Here is a 15,171-nt window from a genome sequence, read left to right as displayed (position 1 = left end):
TCGGTATAGCTGCCGATGGCCAGTATTTCGCTCATGTCGTTCCCCCTGCCCGCTCCTGCGGGAATGCGTCCATCCATCCAAGACCGTCCTCGGTCCGCCCCGACCGGGGCCTGTACTCCGCGCCGATCGGCGCGTCCCAGCCCATCTTGCGGAGCGCCGCGATGAGGTTGGGGAAATGCAGCTCGCCGCCATCGGGCTCGCCCCGGTCCGGCACGCCCGCGATCTGCACATGGCCGACCATCTCCCGGTGGGTCTCGAACCGCCGGATCAGGTCGCCCTGCATGATCTGCAGGTGATAGCAGTCGAACATGATCTTGAGCGTATCAGAGCCGACCGCCGCCACCGTCGCCGCCGCCTGCTCGACATGGGACAGGTGATACCCCGCCACGTCGCGCCGGTTGATCGGCTCGATCAAGAGCCCGATGCCGCGTGGCGCGGCCAGATCGCAGGCCGCGCGCAGCGTGCCGCGAAACAGCGCCTCGGCGGCCTCGAAATCGCCGGTCCGCCCGGCCATGACATGCACGTTTCGCGCGCCGATCTCGGCGGCATAATCCAGCGCCTGCTCGATCGCCGCCTGCGCCTCGCGCTCGCGCCCCGGCACCGCGGCCAGACCGAAATCTCCCGTCGCCGTGTCGCCGGGCACGGTGTTGATCCCGAGCATCTCGAGCCCGGTCTCGTCGAGCGCGGCGCGCACCTCGCGCGCCGGGGTCTCATAGGGAAAATGACACTCCACCGCGCCAAAGCCGTGGCGTTTGGCCGCGCGGATCGCGTCGGGGAGCGCGCGGTCGGTGAACAGGAACCCGAGGTTGGCCGAAAACATCAATCCCACTCCACATCGAAGGTCGTCACCACATCACGGATCTGCGCCTCGCTCAGCATGCGGGGGTTGGCCCCGCGCAGCAACATGGCGAGCTTCGCGGTCTCCTCCAGCTCTTCCATCGCATAAACCGCCGCCTCCAGATCCTTGGCCGCCACCACGGGGCCGTGGTTGGCCAGCACCACCGCGCTCCGCCGCCCCGCCAGCCCGCGCACCGCGTCGCCCATCGCCGGATCGCCGGGGCGATAGTAGGGCAGCAGCTTCACCTTGCCCAAGCGCATGATCGAATAGGCGGTGAGCGGCGGCAGCATGTTGTCGGGGTCGGTCTCCGGCAGCATCGACAGCGCCACCGAATGCGTCGAGTGCAGGTGCACCACCGCCCCCGCCGTCCCCCGCGTCTCGTAAAAGGCCGCGTGCAGCGGCATCTCCTTGGTCGGCTTGTCACCCGAGACCTGCCGCCCGGCCGCGTCGAACTTTGCCAGCCGCGCAGGATCGAGCGCGCCAAAGCTCGCCCCCGTGGGCGAGACTAGTAGCCCGCCATCCTCGCAGCGCGCCGAGATGTTGCCCGAGGCCCCTCCGGTCAATCCGCGCGCGAAGATCGACGCGGCATGCGCACAGATCGCCTCGCGCAGCCTCGTGTCGCTCATGCCCCGCGCCCCAGCAGCGCGTCGGCCTCGGCAAAGAACCCCGGCCCGCCGAAGTTGCCGGATTTCAGCGCCAGCACGAGGTCCGCTCCGGCCCGCAGGCAAGGCACGCCCGGCGCGATCTCCGGCCCGATCTCAAGCGCCCCCGGCGCCAGCGCCTCGACCACAGCACCGGAGGTTTCGCCCCCCGCCGTGATCAGCCGCGTCACGCCGCCCGCGACCAGCGCCCGCGCCGTCTCGGCAAAGAACGCCTCGATCCGGCCCGCCACCGCCTCGCGCCCGAACCGCGCCTGCGCCGCGCGCACCACATCCGGGTCGGCCGAGGAATAGACCAGCGGCAGGCCGTCTTGCGCCAGCGCCCAATCGGTCACCTCTTGGGGTGTCACCTCGCCCGCCATCAACGCCTCGGCCGTGACCTCGCGCCGAGGCCCATCGTGCCGCGCCACCTGCTCGCGCGTGGCGGTCGAACACGAACCCGACAGCACCGCCGCGCGGCCCCCCTGCCCGCGCCATGCCCCCGCAGTTTCCGACAATTGGCCTTGGGCGCGAAAATTCTCGGGCAGGCCCATCGCGATGCCCGAACCGCCGGTGACGAGCCTCAGCCCCGCCGCCGCCGTCCCGAGCGCCATCAGATCCGCGTCGCGGATCGCGTCGCATACGATGAGCCGCGCGTCCGACGCGTCGAGCCGCGCCCGGATCGCCGCGGCGCCTTTGAGCACCACCTCCGAGGGCACGTGTCCGACCGCGCCGCTGACCTGCCGCGCCAGCCAACGCCGCAGATCCGGGTCGGTCATCGGCGTCAGCGGGTGGTTCTCCATGCCGCTCTCGCTCAGAAGCCGATCGGCCACGAAGAGATGCCCCTGATAGACCGTGCGCCCCGCGCCCGGAAATGCCGGGCAGACGATGACCCGATCCGCGCCGAGCCTCTCGGCCAGCGCCTCGGCCACCGGGCCGATGTTGCCCTCGGGCGTCGAATCGAAAGTCGAGCAATACTTGAACAGGATCTGCTCGCAGCCCTGCGCCAGCAGCCAGTCGAGCGCAGCAAGCGAGGCCCGCACCGCCTCCTCCACCGGCACCGAGCGCGATTTGAGCGCGACGACACCGGCCTCGACGCCCGCCTCGGCAGGGCCATCGGGCACGCCGACATATTGCACCGTGCGCATTCCCGCCTTGGTGAGCGTGTTGCCCAGATCGCTCGACCCGGTAAAGTCGTCGCCGATACAGCCCAGCAGCATCACGCCTCTCCCGGCAGCTTGAGACCGGCGGCGCGGGTATAGACCCGTGTGACGGCGGCGTCGTCCTCGGCGCCCCAGCCCGCCTCGACCGCCTGTTCGAACTGGCCCAAAGCCGCGCGGGTGAGCGGCACCGGAAGCCCGGCCCCCGTTGCAATGCCCGACACGATCCCGAGGTCCTTGGGCCAGATCGTCACCGCCGAGCGGGGCGCGTAATCGGCCTCGACCACATGCGGCGCGCGGTTTTCGAACATCCACGAATTGCCCGCCGAGGCGCGGATCACCTCGACCGCGCGGCCAAGATCTAGACCTTGGCTCGCCGCCAAAGCCAGCGCTTCGCCCATCGCGGCGATATGCACGCCGGCGAGAAGCTGGTTCACCGCCTTCATTGCCGATCCGGCGCCCGCGTCTCGGCCCAGATCATGCACCGTCTCGGCCATGGCATCGAGCGCCGGGCGCGCCGCTTTGAGCGCCGCCTCCGTGCCGGAGGCCATGATCGACAGCTTGCCCTGCGCCGCCTTGGCCGCCCCGCCCGAGATCGGCGCGTCGAGGTAATGCAGCCCAAGCGCCTCGGCCCGTGCAGCCATGTCGCGCGCAATGCTCGGGTCCACCGTGGCGCAAGAGAGGATCACGCCCCCCGCCCGCATCGCTGGCGCGCAACCCTCGTCGCCGAACAGCACCGCTTCGGTCTGCGCCGCGTTCAAAACGACGCTGACCACGATATCGCTCTCGGCGGCGGCCTTTGCGGGATGCCCGGCCTCGCCGCCCTCGGCGATCAGCGGATCCGCCGCGCCGTCGCGCAGGTCGCAGCCGATCACCCGGTGCCCCGCCCGCCTGAGCGACAACGCCATGCCAAGACCCATCGATCCCAGACCGATCACCGTGATCACCGCCATGCCCGCTGCCCCCTCCGGATTTTGGTATACCATTTGCTCCCACGGATCGCCCGGCCTGTCAATCGGTGGGCGAAGGGGAAAAAGACAATGGGCGCCGCAACCCTGTCCGGTCACGACGCCCTGCCCGCACCTCGCGCGCGCCTCAACCGCCGAAGCGCTCGCGCAGCAGGTTCTTCTGGACCTTGCCCATCGTATTGCGGGGCAATTCGTCCAGTATCTCGAGGCGGCGCGGCTGCTTGAACCGCGCAAGGCTGCCCTGCAGTGCCGCCATCACCGCATCCCGGTCGATCTCCGCTCCCGGTCGCGGCACCAGAACGCCGACCACGCTCTCGCCGAAATCGGCGTCCTTCACGCCGATCACCGCGCTTTCCAGCACACCGGGCTGCTCGTCGAGCACCAGCTCGATTTCCTTGGGATAGATGTTGTAGCCGCCCGAAATGATCAGATCCTTGTCACGGCCAACGATGCTGACATAGCCGTCCGCGTCGATCCGCCCCAGATCCCCGGTGAGAAAGAACCCGTCCTCGCGCAGCTCCGCCTTGGTCTTCTCGGGCATCTGCCAATAGCCCTTGAACACGTTGGGCCCGCGCACCTCGATCAGCCCGACCTCGCCTTGTGGCACCTCTTCGCCGGTCTCGCGATCGGTGATCTTTAACTCGACCCCCGGCAGCGGAAAGCCCACCGTGCCCGCCCGCCGCTCGCCCTCATAGGGGTTGGAGGTGTTCATGTTGGTCTCGGTCATGCCGTAGCGCTCGAGGATGCGGTGCCCGGTGCGCTTTTCGAACTCGACATGCGTCTCGGCCAGAAGCGGCGCGGAGCCCGAGATGAACAGCCGCATCCCCGCGGTCAGCTGCTTGGTGAACCTCTCCTCGCCCAAGAGCCGCGTGTAGAAGGTCGGCACCCCCATCAATGCCGTGGCTTTCGGCATCAGGTCGATCAGCGCGCCCACGTCGAACTTGGGCAGAAAAATCATTGCCGCCCCCGACACCGCCGTCACGTTGGTCGCAACGAACAGCCCGTGGGTGTGAAAGATCGGCAACGCGTGCAGCAGCACGTCGTCTTGGGTAAAGCGCCAATGCTCGGCCAGCGTCACCGCGTTGGAGATCAGGTTGTCCTGGGTCAGCATCGCCCCCTTGGAGCGTCCCGTGGTGCCCGAGGTATAAAGAAACGCCGCGAGGTCGGAGCCCTCCCGCGCCACGGTCTCGAACCGATCCTCGTGCCGCGCCGCCTGCGCCATCAGCCCGCCGTGCCCATCGGCCCCGAGGGTCAGGATCTGCGCGCCGAGCCGGTCGCACAGCGGCGTCAGCCCCGCCTCTCCGACGGGATCGCAGATCACCATCCGCGCGCCGCTGTCCTCGATGAAATACGACAGCTCGTCGACGGTGTAGGCGGTGTTGAGCGGCAGGAACACGAGGCCCGCCTGCGCGCAGGCCGCATAGAGCGCCAGCGCCTCGGGCGATTTCTCGACCTGTGCGGCGACCCGGTCGCCGGGCTTGAGACCCGCATCGGTAAGCGCGTGGGCAATGCGCGCGGCGCGGCCCAGAAAATCGGCGTGGGTGATCTTCGCGCCGTCGCGCAGCATCAGAAAGGGTGTGTCCTTGCCGTCGTGGCGACCGAACAGCGTGTCGTAAAGCGGGTTGGCCATTCTCATGCCCCTTCCTTGCGGGCCCGCCCGTTGCGACCGAGGAGCGCGCGCACGGCATCTGACGCCGCGACCTCCTGCCGCTTGGCAAAGCCTTCGTGGTTCTGCGTTATCTTGCCCAGATCATAGAGGTAGTTGACCATCGCGCCGCAGCTTTCGGCGCGGCCCTTGGCCGAGATGTCGGCATTGGCGTGGATCGCATGCAGCTGCGCGCCGTTGCCGAGGTGAAACCGCGCCACCGGGTCTAGCGGCATGCCGCCATCGCGCTTGGCCGTCAGCAGATAGGTCGCCGCCGTCTTCCTGAGCGCCTCGTCGTCGAGCCGCGTCGGATCGATCTTTTCCGCGTCCATCCAGCGCCGCAGGCCGGGGATCGGCGACAGCGTTACGAAGGTCTTGAGCCCCGGAAGCTCCGCCGAAAGATCCGCCACCACCTGCTTGATGAGCGAGTTGCCGAACGAGATCCCAGCCAGCCCCTCCTGGCAGTTGGAGATCGAGTAGAACACCGCCGTGTCGGCCAGCGCCGCCTCGCCCTCCTCGCGCCCCTCGGCCAGAAGCCCCTGAACCGAGCCGGGGATGCCGCGCGTCAGCGCCACCTCGACGAAGATCACCGGCTCGTCCGGCATCGCCGGGTGGAAAAACGCGAAACAGCGGCGGTCCGTCGGCTCCACCCTGCGCCGCAGATCCTCCCAGCTGTCGATCGCATGCACCGCCTCATAGGCGATGATCTTCTCGAGGATCTGCGCCGGGCTTTCCCAGCTCACCGGACGCAGCACCAGAAAGCCGCGGTTGAACCAGCTCTGGAACAGGTGGCGAAAATCCTGATCGAGTGCAGCGCGCGGGTCGTCGCGTTTCAAAAGCCGCAGCAGATCCTCGCGCATCGACACCAGCTTGGCCGTAGCGCCCGGCACGCGGTTGAGCCGGCGCACCAACTCCTGACGCGGCGGCTCGGCCGCCTCCAGAAAGGCGCGGTAGGTCTTCGGCCCCGGCTCGACCTCATAGGCGTCGAGAGCGCCGCGCACCGCCTCGGGGTCGATGTCGAGCTTTTCGGCGAGATAGGCAAAGAAGGCGATCTTGCCCGCCGCGTCCTTGGCGGCAAAGCGGTCGAGCAGCTCGCGCGCCGAGGTCAGCCCCGACACCTCGCCCGCGTTCGACAAAAGGTCCGCGATCAATGCCTCGTCCGAGCGATGGTCGGCCTCGCGGCCCGGCTGCCACGGGTAGCGGCGCTCGAGGATCGTCGAGAGAACGTCCGACAGGATGCTCATATCGCCGTCCCCATCACCGCGTCGGGCAGCCATGTCGCCAAGCCCGGAAACAGCGACAGCAGGACGATCGCCGCGATCATGCAGCCGACGAAGGGCATAGAGCCGAACAGCACCTTCTTGAGCGAGATGTCCGGCGCGATGCCGTTGATGACATAGAGGTTGAGGCCGACCGGCGGCGTGATCAGGCCGATCTCCATGTTGATGGTGACGATCACCGCGAACCAGTAGGGATCAAAACCGGCGGCGGTGATGATCGGAAGCAGGATCGGCGCCGACATCAGGATGACGGCCACCGGCGGCAGGAAGAAGCCCGCGACCAGCAGGAACAGGTTGACGATCGCCATCAGCACCCAGCGGTTCACGTCCAGATCGCCGATCCATGCCGCCACCGACTGGGTGATGAACAGCGACGACAGCATGAACGAAAACACCCCCGCCGCGCCGATGATGAACAGGATCATAACGCTCTCGCGGGTGCTGTCGCGCAGGATCGCCCAGAGGGCCTTCGGCTGGACCATCTTGTAGATGATCATCACCACGACGATGCACAAAAGCGCGCCGACGGCGGCCGTCTCCGACGGCGTCGCAATGCCGCCGTAGAGCGCATAGAGCACACCGACGATGATCGCGAGGAAGGGCAGCACGCGCGGCAGGATCTCGAACTTCTGGCGCCAGGAATACTTGATCCCCGAGAGCGCGACGCCAGCCGCACCGCGCCGCCAGGTGTCGAAGATCGCCCAGGCGATGAACAGAAGCGTCAGCAGCAGGCCCGGGATCACACCGGCGAGGAACAGCCGCCCGATCGAGGTCTCGGTTGCGATGCCGTAGACGATCATGGTGACCGAGGGCGGGATCAGGATGCCCAGCGTACCGCCCGCGGCGATGGAGCCCGCCGCCACCTCGTCGGGATAGCCGCGCTTGCGCATCTCGGGGATGCCCATCTTGCCGATTGCGGCGCAGGTGGCGGGGCTTGAGCCCGACATCGCGGCGAAGAGCGCGCAGGCTCCGAGGTTCGACACCAGAAGGCCGCCCGGCACCCGGGTCAGCCAGCGCTCCAGCGCCTCGTAGAGGTCAGGCCCCGCACGGGACGACGAGATCGCGGCGCCCATTATGATGAACATCGGGATCGACAGCAGCGCAAAGCTGTTGAGCTCGCCGAAGAACAGCTCCGGCAGCGCCTCGAGCGAACGCGCGCCGTCGACGAAGAACAAAAAGCCCGTGGCGACGACCAGAAGGCCCGCGCCGACCGAGATGCCTGAGAACAGCACGAGGACAGTGAACAGCGCGACCAGCGCGCCGAGGGTGAGCGGCTCCATCAGTGTCTCCGGTCTTCGGGGGCGACGTCGGGGTTGACGTCGTCATGGCCGGTCGCGACGGCCCAAAGGTCGGCCACGAGCTGCAGTGCGAACAGCGCAAAGCCCAGCGGCACGGCGAGATAGGGGATCCAGAGCTTGATGCCCCAGACGGATTCCGAGCGCCAGTTGCGCTCCCAGGCGAGGTGGAACATCTCCCAGCCATAGCCCAGCATCAGCGCGATCATGAATATGGTGGCAAGCAATACGCCGACGGCCAGCATCTTGCGCGCGCCCGCCGGCAGCATCCCCGGCACCAGATCGACGCCGACATGGCCGCGCAGCTTTTGCACATAGGGCAGGCCGATCAGCGTCGCTCCGATCATCAGGTAGATCACCGCTTCGGTCTGCCAGACCGTCGATTGCCCCATCACCGCGCGCAGAAAGATCATCTGGCAGGTGATCAGCACGGAGGCGAAGATCATGAAGGCGGCCACGACCCCGCACAGGGTCGAGACATGGCCGATCGCACGGATCGCGGCGGGATCGTCCCGCCGGGTCAGCTCGGTCATTGGATGTCCTCGGAGATGAAAATTGGCCCCCGCGCCGTGCACGGGGGCCTATGCGCGGTCACTCGACGGCAAGCGCCTTGTCGAGCAGCTCCTGGCCGTTCGGTGTCTCTTCGACGAACACCTTGAACGCGGTCTCCATCGCCAGCTCGCGCCAGGCGTTGAAGTCCTCTTCGGTCATTTCCGCGATCTCGACGCCGGCCTGCTCGAAGGTCTCTCGCGCCACGTCGTCGCCTTTCTTGCCTTCGGTGAGGTAGTATTCCTCGGCCTTGGCGGCGGCATCGGTGAGGACCTTCTGCTGCTCTTCCGTCAGCTCTTCGAAGGTCGTCTTGTTCATGATCATCGGCTGATACATGAACCAAAGCGCCGTATCGCCCGCGGGCGTATAGCACTTGAGCTGCTCATGGAGCCGGTAGCTCACGAAGCTCTCGGACGAGGTGTTGGCCGCATCGAGCACCCCGGTCTGCAGCGCCGGGTAGATCTCGGACGAGGCCATAGAGGCGATCGAGGCCCCTGCCCCGGCCAGCATTTCCTCGAAGCTCTTGCCTGCCGCGCGAATCGACACGCCCTTCACGTCGTCAGGATTGGTGATGCAGCCCTTGTTCGAGCCGAAGCCCCCGGCGAGATAGCCGTCGACCAGCACCATCACATCGTCTTCGGCCATGGTCTCGCGGATCGCATCGCCGAACTCGGACTTCGACAGACGGTTGCCGTGCTCGAGGTTGCGGATGAGGCCCGGCATGAGCGTGAGGTTATAGGCGGGCTGCTGGCCGCCCGCATAGCTCAGCGGCAGCACCGTCATGTCGAGCTGGCCGCGCGACAGAGGCGTGTACTGCTCGCGCGCCTTGAACAGGGTCTGGTTCGGAAAGATCTGGATTTCCAGATCCACATCGGCGGCCTTCACCTCGTCGGCCACCATCTGCGCGACCTGATGGCGCACGTCGCCCTCGGCCCATTGATGCGACAGGCGCAGCGTCTCGGCCTGTGCAGCCAACGGCGCGAGCAGCGCGGTCGACGCCGCGAGCAGGGTCATCTTGTTCATTCTCGTCCTCCCAAACGACGCGCCGCGATGCTCCCCCACCCGACGCTCCGCCACGCTGCGCGGGATTGTATTTCGAGTCAAGCTTTCGTATACAAGAACTGAGTTTCTGCATATGCAAAGGGATCGGCGCCATGAGCCGCAGCCGCAGCGACCTGATCGCCGAGACCCTCGAGGACGAGATCCTGCGCGGCCGGTTTTCCCCCGGCACCCGGCTCGACGAAACCCGCCTCGCCGAGGAGCACGGCGTCTCGCGCACGCCGCTGCGCGAAGCGTTCCAGAAGCTCGCCGCCGCCGGCCTGATCGAACAGCAGCCGCGCCGTGGCGTCTTCGTGCGCGAGGTCGGCGCGGTCGAGCTTCTCGAGATGTTCGAGGTGATGGCCGAGACCGAGGCCTCCTGCGGTCGTCTCGCGGCGCAGCGGATCACCGACGCGGCGCTGGCCGAGCTCGACGCCGCCAACGACCGCTGCCGCGCCGCCATGGAGGCGGGCGAAAGCGACAGCTACTACCGCGAGAACGAGGTGTTCCATCACCTGATCTACGAACAGTCCGGCAACCGGTTTCTTGCAGCCGAAGCCGGGCGGCTGCACCGCAGGCTCAAGCCGTTCCGCCGGATGCAGTTGCACCTGCGCGGCCGCATGGCGCAATCGATGACCGAACATCTGGAGATCGTGGAGGCCCTGCGCGCGGGCGAGGCCGATCGTTGCGCCGCGTTGCTGCGCACCCATGTCGCCGTGCAGGGCGAGAAGTTCCACCACCTGATGGCCGGGCTGCGCGCCGCGCAATAGGGTCTATTCCGGGGGAAGCTCGGGCAATCCCTCAAACAGCCCCGGCTGCATCTCCTCCCAAAAGCCGAAGATCGCGCGGGCGTTCAACGCGCTCTCCCAGCCGTTGCGGCGAAAGTCCTCGCGCTCCAGCTCGCCGTCAAGCTGGCTCAGCATCAACCGCCGGTCGGCGTCGCGCTGGGTCGGGTTGCGGCGGCGCGCGGCCTCGGCCACCGCGCCGAACCGCGCCACCCGCGCCGCCCGCCGCGCCGCGCGGCTGTCGATCTCGGCCTCTTCTTCGGCTTTTTGCGCCGCGCGCGCTTCGGCGGCGGCGCGCGCCTCGGCCGATGGCTCCGATGCGGGTACGGCTTTAGGCGCGGCCCCCTCCCCCGCCGCGTCCCAGCCCTTGTCGAGCGCCGCGCGCAGGAACCCGACCGGGCTGCGCACGCCTTCCTTGGTCGCGACCCAATCGAGCTTGGCCGTCACGTCCTCGGCCCCGTGCTCGGCGATCCACTGCCGCGCCAGCCGGTCCGACACGCCCTGCCCCCGCAGCCGCTCATAGACCGGCTGCGACCGCACCGCCTGCCCGTCGTCGATGTCGAGCATGGCCAGCTGCGGATTCTCGCGGATCAGGAACCGCAGCTCCGTGACCGAGCGCCCCATGCGCTTGAACTCGGGCTCGATCATGATGTTCGACGACCGGTTCACCTCCTCGACGCTGGGCTTGATGACCTTGGCGTTGAGATGCTTGAAGCTGCGGTAATAGTCGCTGTCATCGACCCCCATCAGGCGGCGGAACACCTCGAGTGGCCACCAGCCGGTCGAGCCGGTGCGCACGAAGCGGTAGCAGTTCTCGTAAAGCGCCAGCCCGTGCCCGGAGGTGAAGCGCCGCTGGATGTCGAGATTGATCAGCGCAAAGACCCGTGGGTCGTGCAGCTTCTCGGCCAAAGCGGGCGAATAGGCATAATCGCAGACCCCGTCGCGCAACCGCGCATGCGCCAGAAGCGCCGAGACCCCCCATTCCTGTCGCCCCTTCTCGTCCAGCATGTCCCACTCGGCCACGGTCTCGGCCAGCCCGCGCAGCGCATCGCGCAAGCTGTCGATGTCGTTCGAGTTGTAGCCGATCATCAGGCACAGGGTGCGCGCGTCGATGCGGTGGACCTGATTGCTCAGAAGCGTGTCATAGGCGTTGAGCAGCAGCACGTTCGACAGCTTGCGCTGCAGCAGCGTCAGCTTGCCACCGATGTGGATCGCGGCGACGCTCTTCTTGACGGTGCCGCGCCTGAGCGCGCCGCTCAGCCCTTCGGTGTCGATCTGCACCGGGGCCCCTGTCCCGCCCGCCTTGCGCGCCGCCCGTGTCGCTTCGCCCGCCATCGTTCTTGCCCCGCACCATGATGCCCCGCCCGGCATCGCCCGCAAGCTGCCAAGTATGGCACCTTCGCGCAAGTCCGATCTGGGTACCTTTCCCGTGACCGTATCCTATCCCGTAAAGGGGTACCTTTGCGTGACACCGGCGCGCGGTGGTCCCGATCCGGCGCGCAACACCCGCCGTCCTGAGTCCCCCGCCTCGAATCATCGGCGCACGGGGAGTCGTTTGGTGACGTTTCCGGCCTGAATAGCCGCGATTTTCGCCCGAAAGCCTCGGTTTCGCGGCAGCGCGATGCCCCTGAGTCTTGGGACCATTGCTCCCGAACTTGGGTACCTTTGACCCCGAACTCGGGTGCCCTTCGTCCCGAAGATGGGTACCCAATGCCCGTTATGCCTCTGTCAGCTAAGTATTTTTCGGACCCAAAGACTCTAAAGTTCCTAAATCATAACAAACACTGCCCGTGCGGTTCGATCATGAATTGGCAAGAAGAAAGCGGCTAGGTTTCGCCGCGAAACCCGTAATGCCACAGCGTCACCGCAAGACGATCCGCTGTATTCCGCTTCTCAAGTTGATGTGCGATGGTTCTCCCGACAACCGCCTGATCGGCGCACATGACAGAAGGTTTCGCATGAACAAGCGCGCGGATACGATCTCACCGCCCTTCCACAACATCGACCCGGCCAAGGCTGCGGCCCGGCTCGGTCCCCGCGTGGATACCACGCGATTCGCCAAGGCCGCCACCTTTTGCGCGCGTGGCCGCGACGACATGGCCCGGCGCGGCTATGCCCCCGACGGCACCAAGACGCTGCGGCGGTTCTCGATCTGGGAGATCACCCGCTACCTGATCCCCGTCGCCGCCGCCCACCTGCGTCGCGTGCTCAAATCTCACCCCGACTTGCCGCAGGGCGAAGGCGAGGCCGGGGCCAAGTGGTTCAGCCTCGACGACGTGCTGAAGCTGCGCCGCCACTTCTCCGAAGAAGGTGCCGCCAACAAGGAATACCGCCCTTGGCGCCCCGAGGGTCTGCCCGCCAAGATCGCCGCCGTCGCCAACTTCAAGGGCGGCTCGGGCAAGACCACGACCTGCGTGCACCTCGCCATGGCCGCCGCCCTCGACGGCTACAAGGTGCTGGTGATCGACCTCGACAGCCAGGCCTCGATGACCTCGCTTTTGGGCGGCAAGGTCGCCGACGAATGGCAAACGGTGTTCCCGCTTCTGGCGCGCGACTATGCCCGCGCGGTGCAGCAGGAAAACCTCGTGCGCGAGGCCGAGGGTCAACCCCCCCTGCCCCTCGATGAGACGCTGACCGAAGCGCTGGAGGTTTCGCCGCGAAACCTGATCCAGTCGACGCATTGGCCCAACATCGACCTGATCGGCGCGCAGCTGAATCTCTACTGGTCCGAGTTCCAGATCCCGGTCTGGCGCATGGGATTGAAGTCTTGGTCGCTCTGGGACGCGCTCAACAACGCGCTGAACGAGGAGGGCCTGCTCGACGAATATGACATCGTCTTCCTCGATACCCCTCCCGCACTTGGGTACCTTACGATCAACTCTCTCTCCGCCGCCGACATCCTACTGGTGCCATTGGGGGCGTCGTTCCTCGAGTTCGACTCGACGGGTCGGTTCTTCGACATGCTCTACTCGACGTTTGCCTCGATCGAGGATGGCGAGAACGCGCAGCGCCGCCGCGCCGGCCTGCCAGAGATGCGGTTCGAATGGGACGTGGTGCGCGCGATCATCACCCGCTACGACGCCGGGCAGCAGACCGATCTGGCCAATGTGATCCAGGCCTATTTCGGCGACTTCATGACCCCCTACCGGCAAGAGTTCACCGCGCTGGTCGGTCAGGCCGGAGAGCAGATCAACGGCATCTACGAGGCCGATTACCGCGACTTCAATCGCGAGACTTATCTGCGCGGGCGCGAGGCGTTCGATCGGACCTATGCCGAATTCAAGGAGCTGCTGCTGGGCAGCTGGTACCGCGACATGATGGAAGAGCAGGAGGAAAACGATGGCCCGACGCAGGACGCTTGAAGCCCCCGACGCACGCGCGCTCGCCGAGATCGAAGCCGGTTTCGCGGCGAAACCGGCCAGCGGCCCGGCGGCCCTCCATGCGCCCATAGCGCAGGTCGCCTCCGAGGCCGCGCAGGGCCGCGACGCCCGCCCCGCGACCGACCGCGCCACGGAGGCGCGCACCACCGCCGAGGCTGCCTCATGGCGTGACGCGCGCGCCGAGGGACGGGTGATCGAGACGCTGCCGCTGGAACGGATTCAGGTGAACCACCTGACCCGGGACCGTGTCGAGACCGATGCCGAGGCGATGGAAGAGCTCGTCGCCTCGATCCGCGCCAATGGCCAGCGCCTGCCAATCGAGGTGATGGATCTGGGCGAGGGGCGCTACGGCCTTGTTTCGGGCTGGCGGCGGGTGCGGGCGCTGGCGCTCATCGGGACCGAGGACGGCACGCCGCCGGTGGCCCGCGCCATCGTACGCCCCGCGGTCGAGGCCGGGGCCGCCTATGCGGCGATGGTCGAGGAGAACGAGGTCCGCGCGCAGCTTACCCCTTATGAGCGCGGGCGCATCGCCGCCGTGGCCGCGCATCTGGGGGCGTTTCCTTCGATGGAGGCCGCGGTCGATGCGATCTTTGCCGCCGCGTCCAAGGCCAAACGGTCCAAGATCCGCTCCTTCGCCACGGTGCATTACGAGCTGGGCGACCTGCTGACGCATGGGCGCGACCTGACCGAGGCGGCCGGTCTGCGGCTGGCGGCGGCGATCCGGGGTGGTTTCGCGGCGAAACTGCGCGATGTGCTGGAGCAAGGCGCGCCGGATGACGCGGCGCAGGAATGGGTGCTGCTCGAAGCGGTGTTGGACCGGATGGAGGAGACCCCCAAACCCGCGGCGCGGGGCGGCCGCCCGCGCCGCGAGACCCCGCCGCCGCTGGCCGAGGCCGTGCTGCCCAACGGCGCGCGCGCGGTGGTGCGCAGCGACGGAGCCAAGCTGGTGTTGACGCTGGACGGGCAGGGGGGGCTGAGCGAAAGCGCGCGGCGGGCGCTGGCCGAACGGCTGCTGGCGGCGCTGTCCGAGGGCTGAGGGCTTCCTTAGGACTGAAGCGGAAGTCGCTGAAATCGCAGGTCTTCGCCGCGTGACCGAACGGAAAAGGCGGTGTCGTTCGGTTCGGGCCGAAATCTGTGGAGGATCGGCACCAGTCGCAAACAAAAAAAGCGGGGCACGAGGCCCCGCTTTTCAGATCGTCGGATCCGTCGCTCAGGCGAGAGCGAGGTTCACGGCCGATTCGCGGCCATCACGGCCGGACTCGATGTCGTAGGACACCTTCTGGTCGTCGGCGAGACCGTTCAGGCCCGAACGCTCAACGGCAGAGATGTGGACGAAAACGTCCTTGCCGCCGGTGTCGGGCGCGATGAAGCCGAAGCCTTTGGTGGTGTTGAACCATTTCACGGTGCCAGTGGCCATATCCGTGTCTCCTGTCTAGTACACTGCCCGCGACATGCGGGTAGCCCGGCGTTGCAGTCTGGATCGATCAACTGAGCCGGATGAACGGAGACAGTAGGGTCGAAAAAGCGAACGTCAGCCCCCCGAATATGGGGCATCGCGCTTCGATTGCAAGTCTGGATCGGCCAACCTGTCGCCG

General features: G+C 67.2%; 14 protein-coding genes. 3 read left to right on the top strand and 11 right to left on the bottom strand.

From position 1 onward, the window contains the following. Positions 1-31: 31 nt before the first annotated feature. The 9 genes from AADJ02_RS10775 to dctP all read right to left on the bottom strand — a co-directional run bounded on the left by AADJ02_RS10775 (position 32) and on the right by dctP (position 9,396). On the bottom strand, positions 32-823 hold the full coding sequence (locus AADJ02_RS10775; RefSeq protein WP_341213009.1) for a TIM barrel protein: 792 nt from the start codon (positions 821-823) through the stop codon (positions 32-34). Then, complete coding sequence (locus AADJ02_RS10770; protein ID WP_341213008.1) at positions 820-1,464, bottom strand: aldolase; 645 nt, start codon at positions 1,462-1,464, stop codon at positions 820-822. Before AADJ02_RS10770 ends, AADJ02_RS10775 begins: the two co-directional genes overlap by 4 nt. Beyond that, complete coding sequence (otnK, locus tag AADJ02_RS10765) at positions 1,461-2,696, bottom strand: 3-oxo-tetronate kinase (RefSeq protein ID WP_341213007.1); 1,236 nt, start codon at positions 2,694-2,696, stop codon at positions 1,461-1,463. Before otnK ends, AADJ02_RS10770 begins: the two co-directional genes overlap by 4 nt. Next, the gene (gene ltnD, locus AADJ02_RS10760; RefSeq protein ID WP_341213006.1) at positions 2,696-3,589 is read right to left on the bottom strand and encodes an L-threonate dehydrogenase; all 894 of its coding nucleotides are present in this window, start codon (positions 3,587-3,589) and stop codon (positions 2,696-2,698) included. Before ltnD ends, otnK begins: the two co-directional genes overlap by 1 nt. A gap of 142 nt (positions 3,590-3,731) precedes the next feature. Further along, positions 3,732-5,234: a malonyl-CoA synthase gene (locus tag AADJ02_RS10755; RefSeq protein WP_341213005.1), complete on the bottom strand. Its 1,503-nt coding sequence runs from the start codon at positions 5,232-5,234 to the stop codon at positions 3,732-3,734. Between the two features lie 2 nt (positions 5,235-5,236). Further along, positions 5,237-6,493, bottom strand: a complete 1,257-nt coding sequence (locus tag AADJ02_RS10750; RefSeq protein WP_341213004.1) for a malonyl-CoA decarboxylase — start codon at positions 6,491-6,493, stop codon at positions 5,237-5,239. After that, entirely contained in the window at positions 6,490-7,809 is a 1,320-nt protein-coding gene (locus AADJ02_RS10745; protein WP_341213003.1) for a TRAP transporter large permease, read from the bottom strand. Before AADJ02_RS10745 ends, AADJ02_RS10750 begins: the two co-directional genes overlap by 4 nt. Next, a complete protein-coding gene (locus AADJ02_RS10740; protein ID WP_341213002.1) occupies positions 7,809-8,357 on the bottom strand; it encodes a TRAP transporter small permease in 549 nt (182 codons plus the stop codon). The genes AADJ02_RS10745 and AADJ02_RS10740 overlap by 1 nt, the downstream gene beginning before the upstream one ends. 58 nt (positions 8,358-8,415) lie before the next feature. After that, positions 8,416-9,396, bottom strand: coding sequence for a TRAP transporter substrate-binding protein DctP (gene dctP, locus AADJ02_RS10735; RefSeq protein ID WP_341213001.1), 981 nt, complete (start codon positions 9,394-9,396; stop codon positions 8,416-8,418). 131 nt (positions 9,397-9,527) lie between these two features. On the opposite strand from dctP, the gene AADJ02_RS10730 reads away from it, so the two are divergent. Continuing rightward, entirely contained in the window at positions 9,528-10,181 is a 654-nt protein-coding gene (locus tag AADJ02_RS10730) for a GntR family transcriptional regulator (protein ID WP_341213000.1), read from the top strand. 3 nt (positions 10,182-10,184) lie between these two features. On the opposite strand, the gene AADJ02_RS10725 is transcribed toward AADJ02_RS10730, so the two are convergent. Beyond that, entirely contained in the window at positions 10,185-11,531 is a 1,347-nt protein-coding gene (locus tag AADJ02_RS10725) for a replication initiation protein (RefSeq protein ID WP_341212999.1), read from the bottom strand. 623 nt (positions 11,532-12,154) lie between these two features. Here AADJ02_RS10725 and AADJ02_RS10720 point away from each other — a divergent pair. Together AADJ02_RS10720 and AADJ02_RS10715 are read left to right on the top strand one after the other, a co-directional pair. Further along, positions 12,155-13,558 (top strand): AAA family ATPase, encoded by a 1,404-nt coding sequence (locus tag AADJ02_RS10720; RefSeq protein WP_341212998.1) that lies wholly within the window; start codon positions 12,155-12,157, stop codon positions 13,556-13,558. After that, complete coding sequence (locus AADJ02_RS10715) at positions 13,536-14,612, top strand: ParB N-terminal domain-containing protein (protein ID WP_341212997.1); 1,077 nt, start codon at positions 13,536-13,538, stop codon at positions 14,610-14,612. Before AADJ02_RS10720 ends, AADJ02_RS10715 begins: the two co-directional genes overlap by 23 nt. Positions 14,613-14,786: 174 nt before the next feature. On the opposite strand, the gene AADJ02_RS10710 is transcribed toward AADJ02_RS10715, so the two are convergent. Continuing rightward, positions 14,787-14,993 (bottom strand): cold-shock protein, encoded by a 207-nt coding sequence (locus tag AADJ02_RS10710; protein ID WP_253332806.1) that lies wholly within the window; start codon positions 14,991-14,993, stop codon positions 14,787-14,789. Positions 14,994-15,171 lie beyond the last annotated feature (178 nt).

The sequence above is a fragment of the uncultured Limimaricola sp. genome (genome assembly GCF_964022235.1).
Lineage (GTDB): Bacteria > Pseudomonadota > Alphaproteobacteria > Rhodobacterales > Rhodobacteraceae > Limimaricola.
The sequence above is the reverse complement of the archived record's forward strand: the minus strand, read 5'-3'. Positions and strand labels throughout refer to the sequence as shown.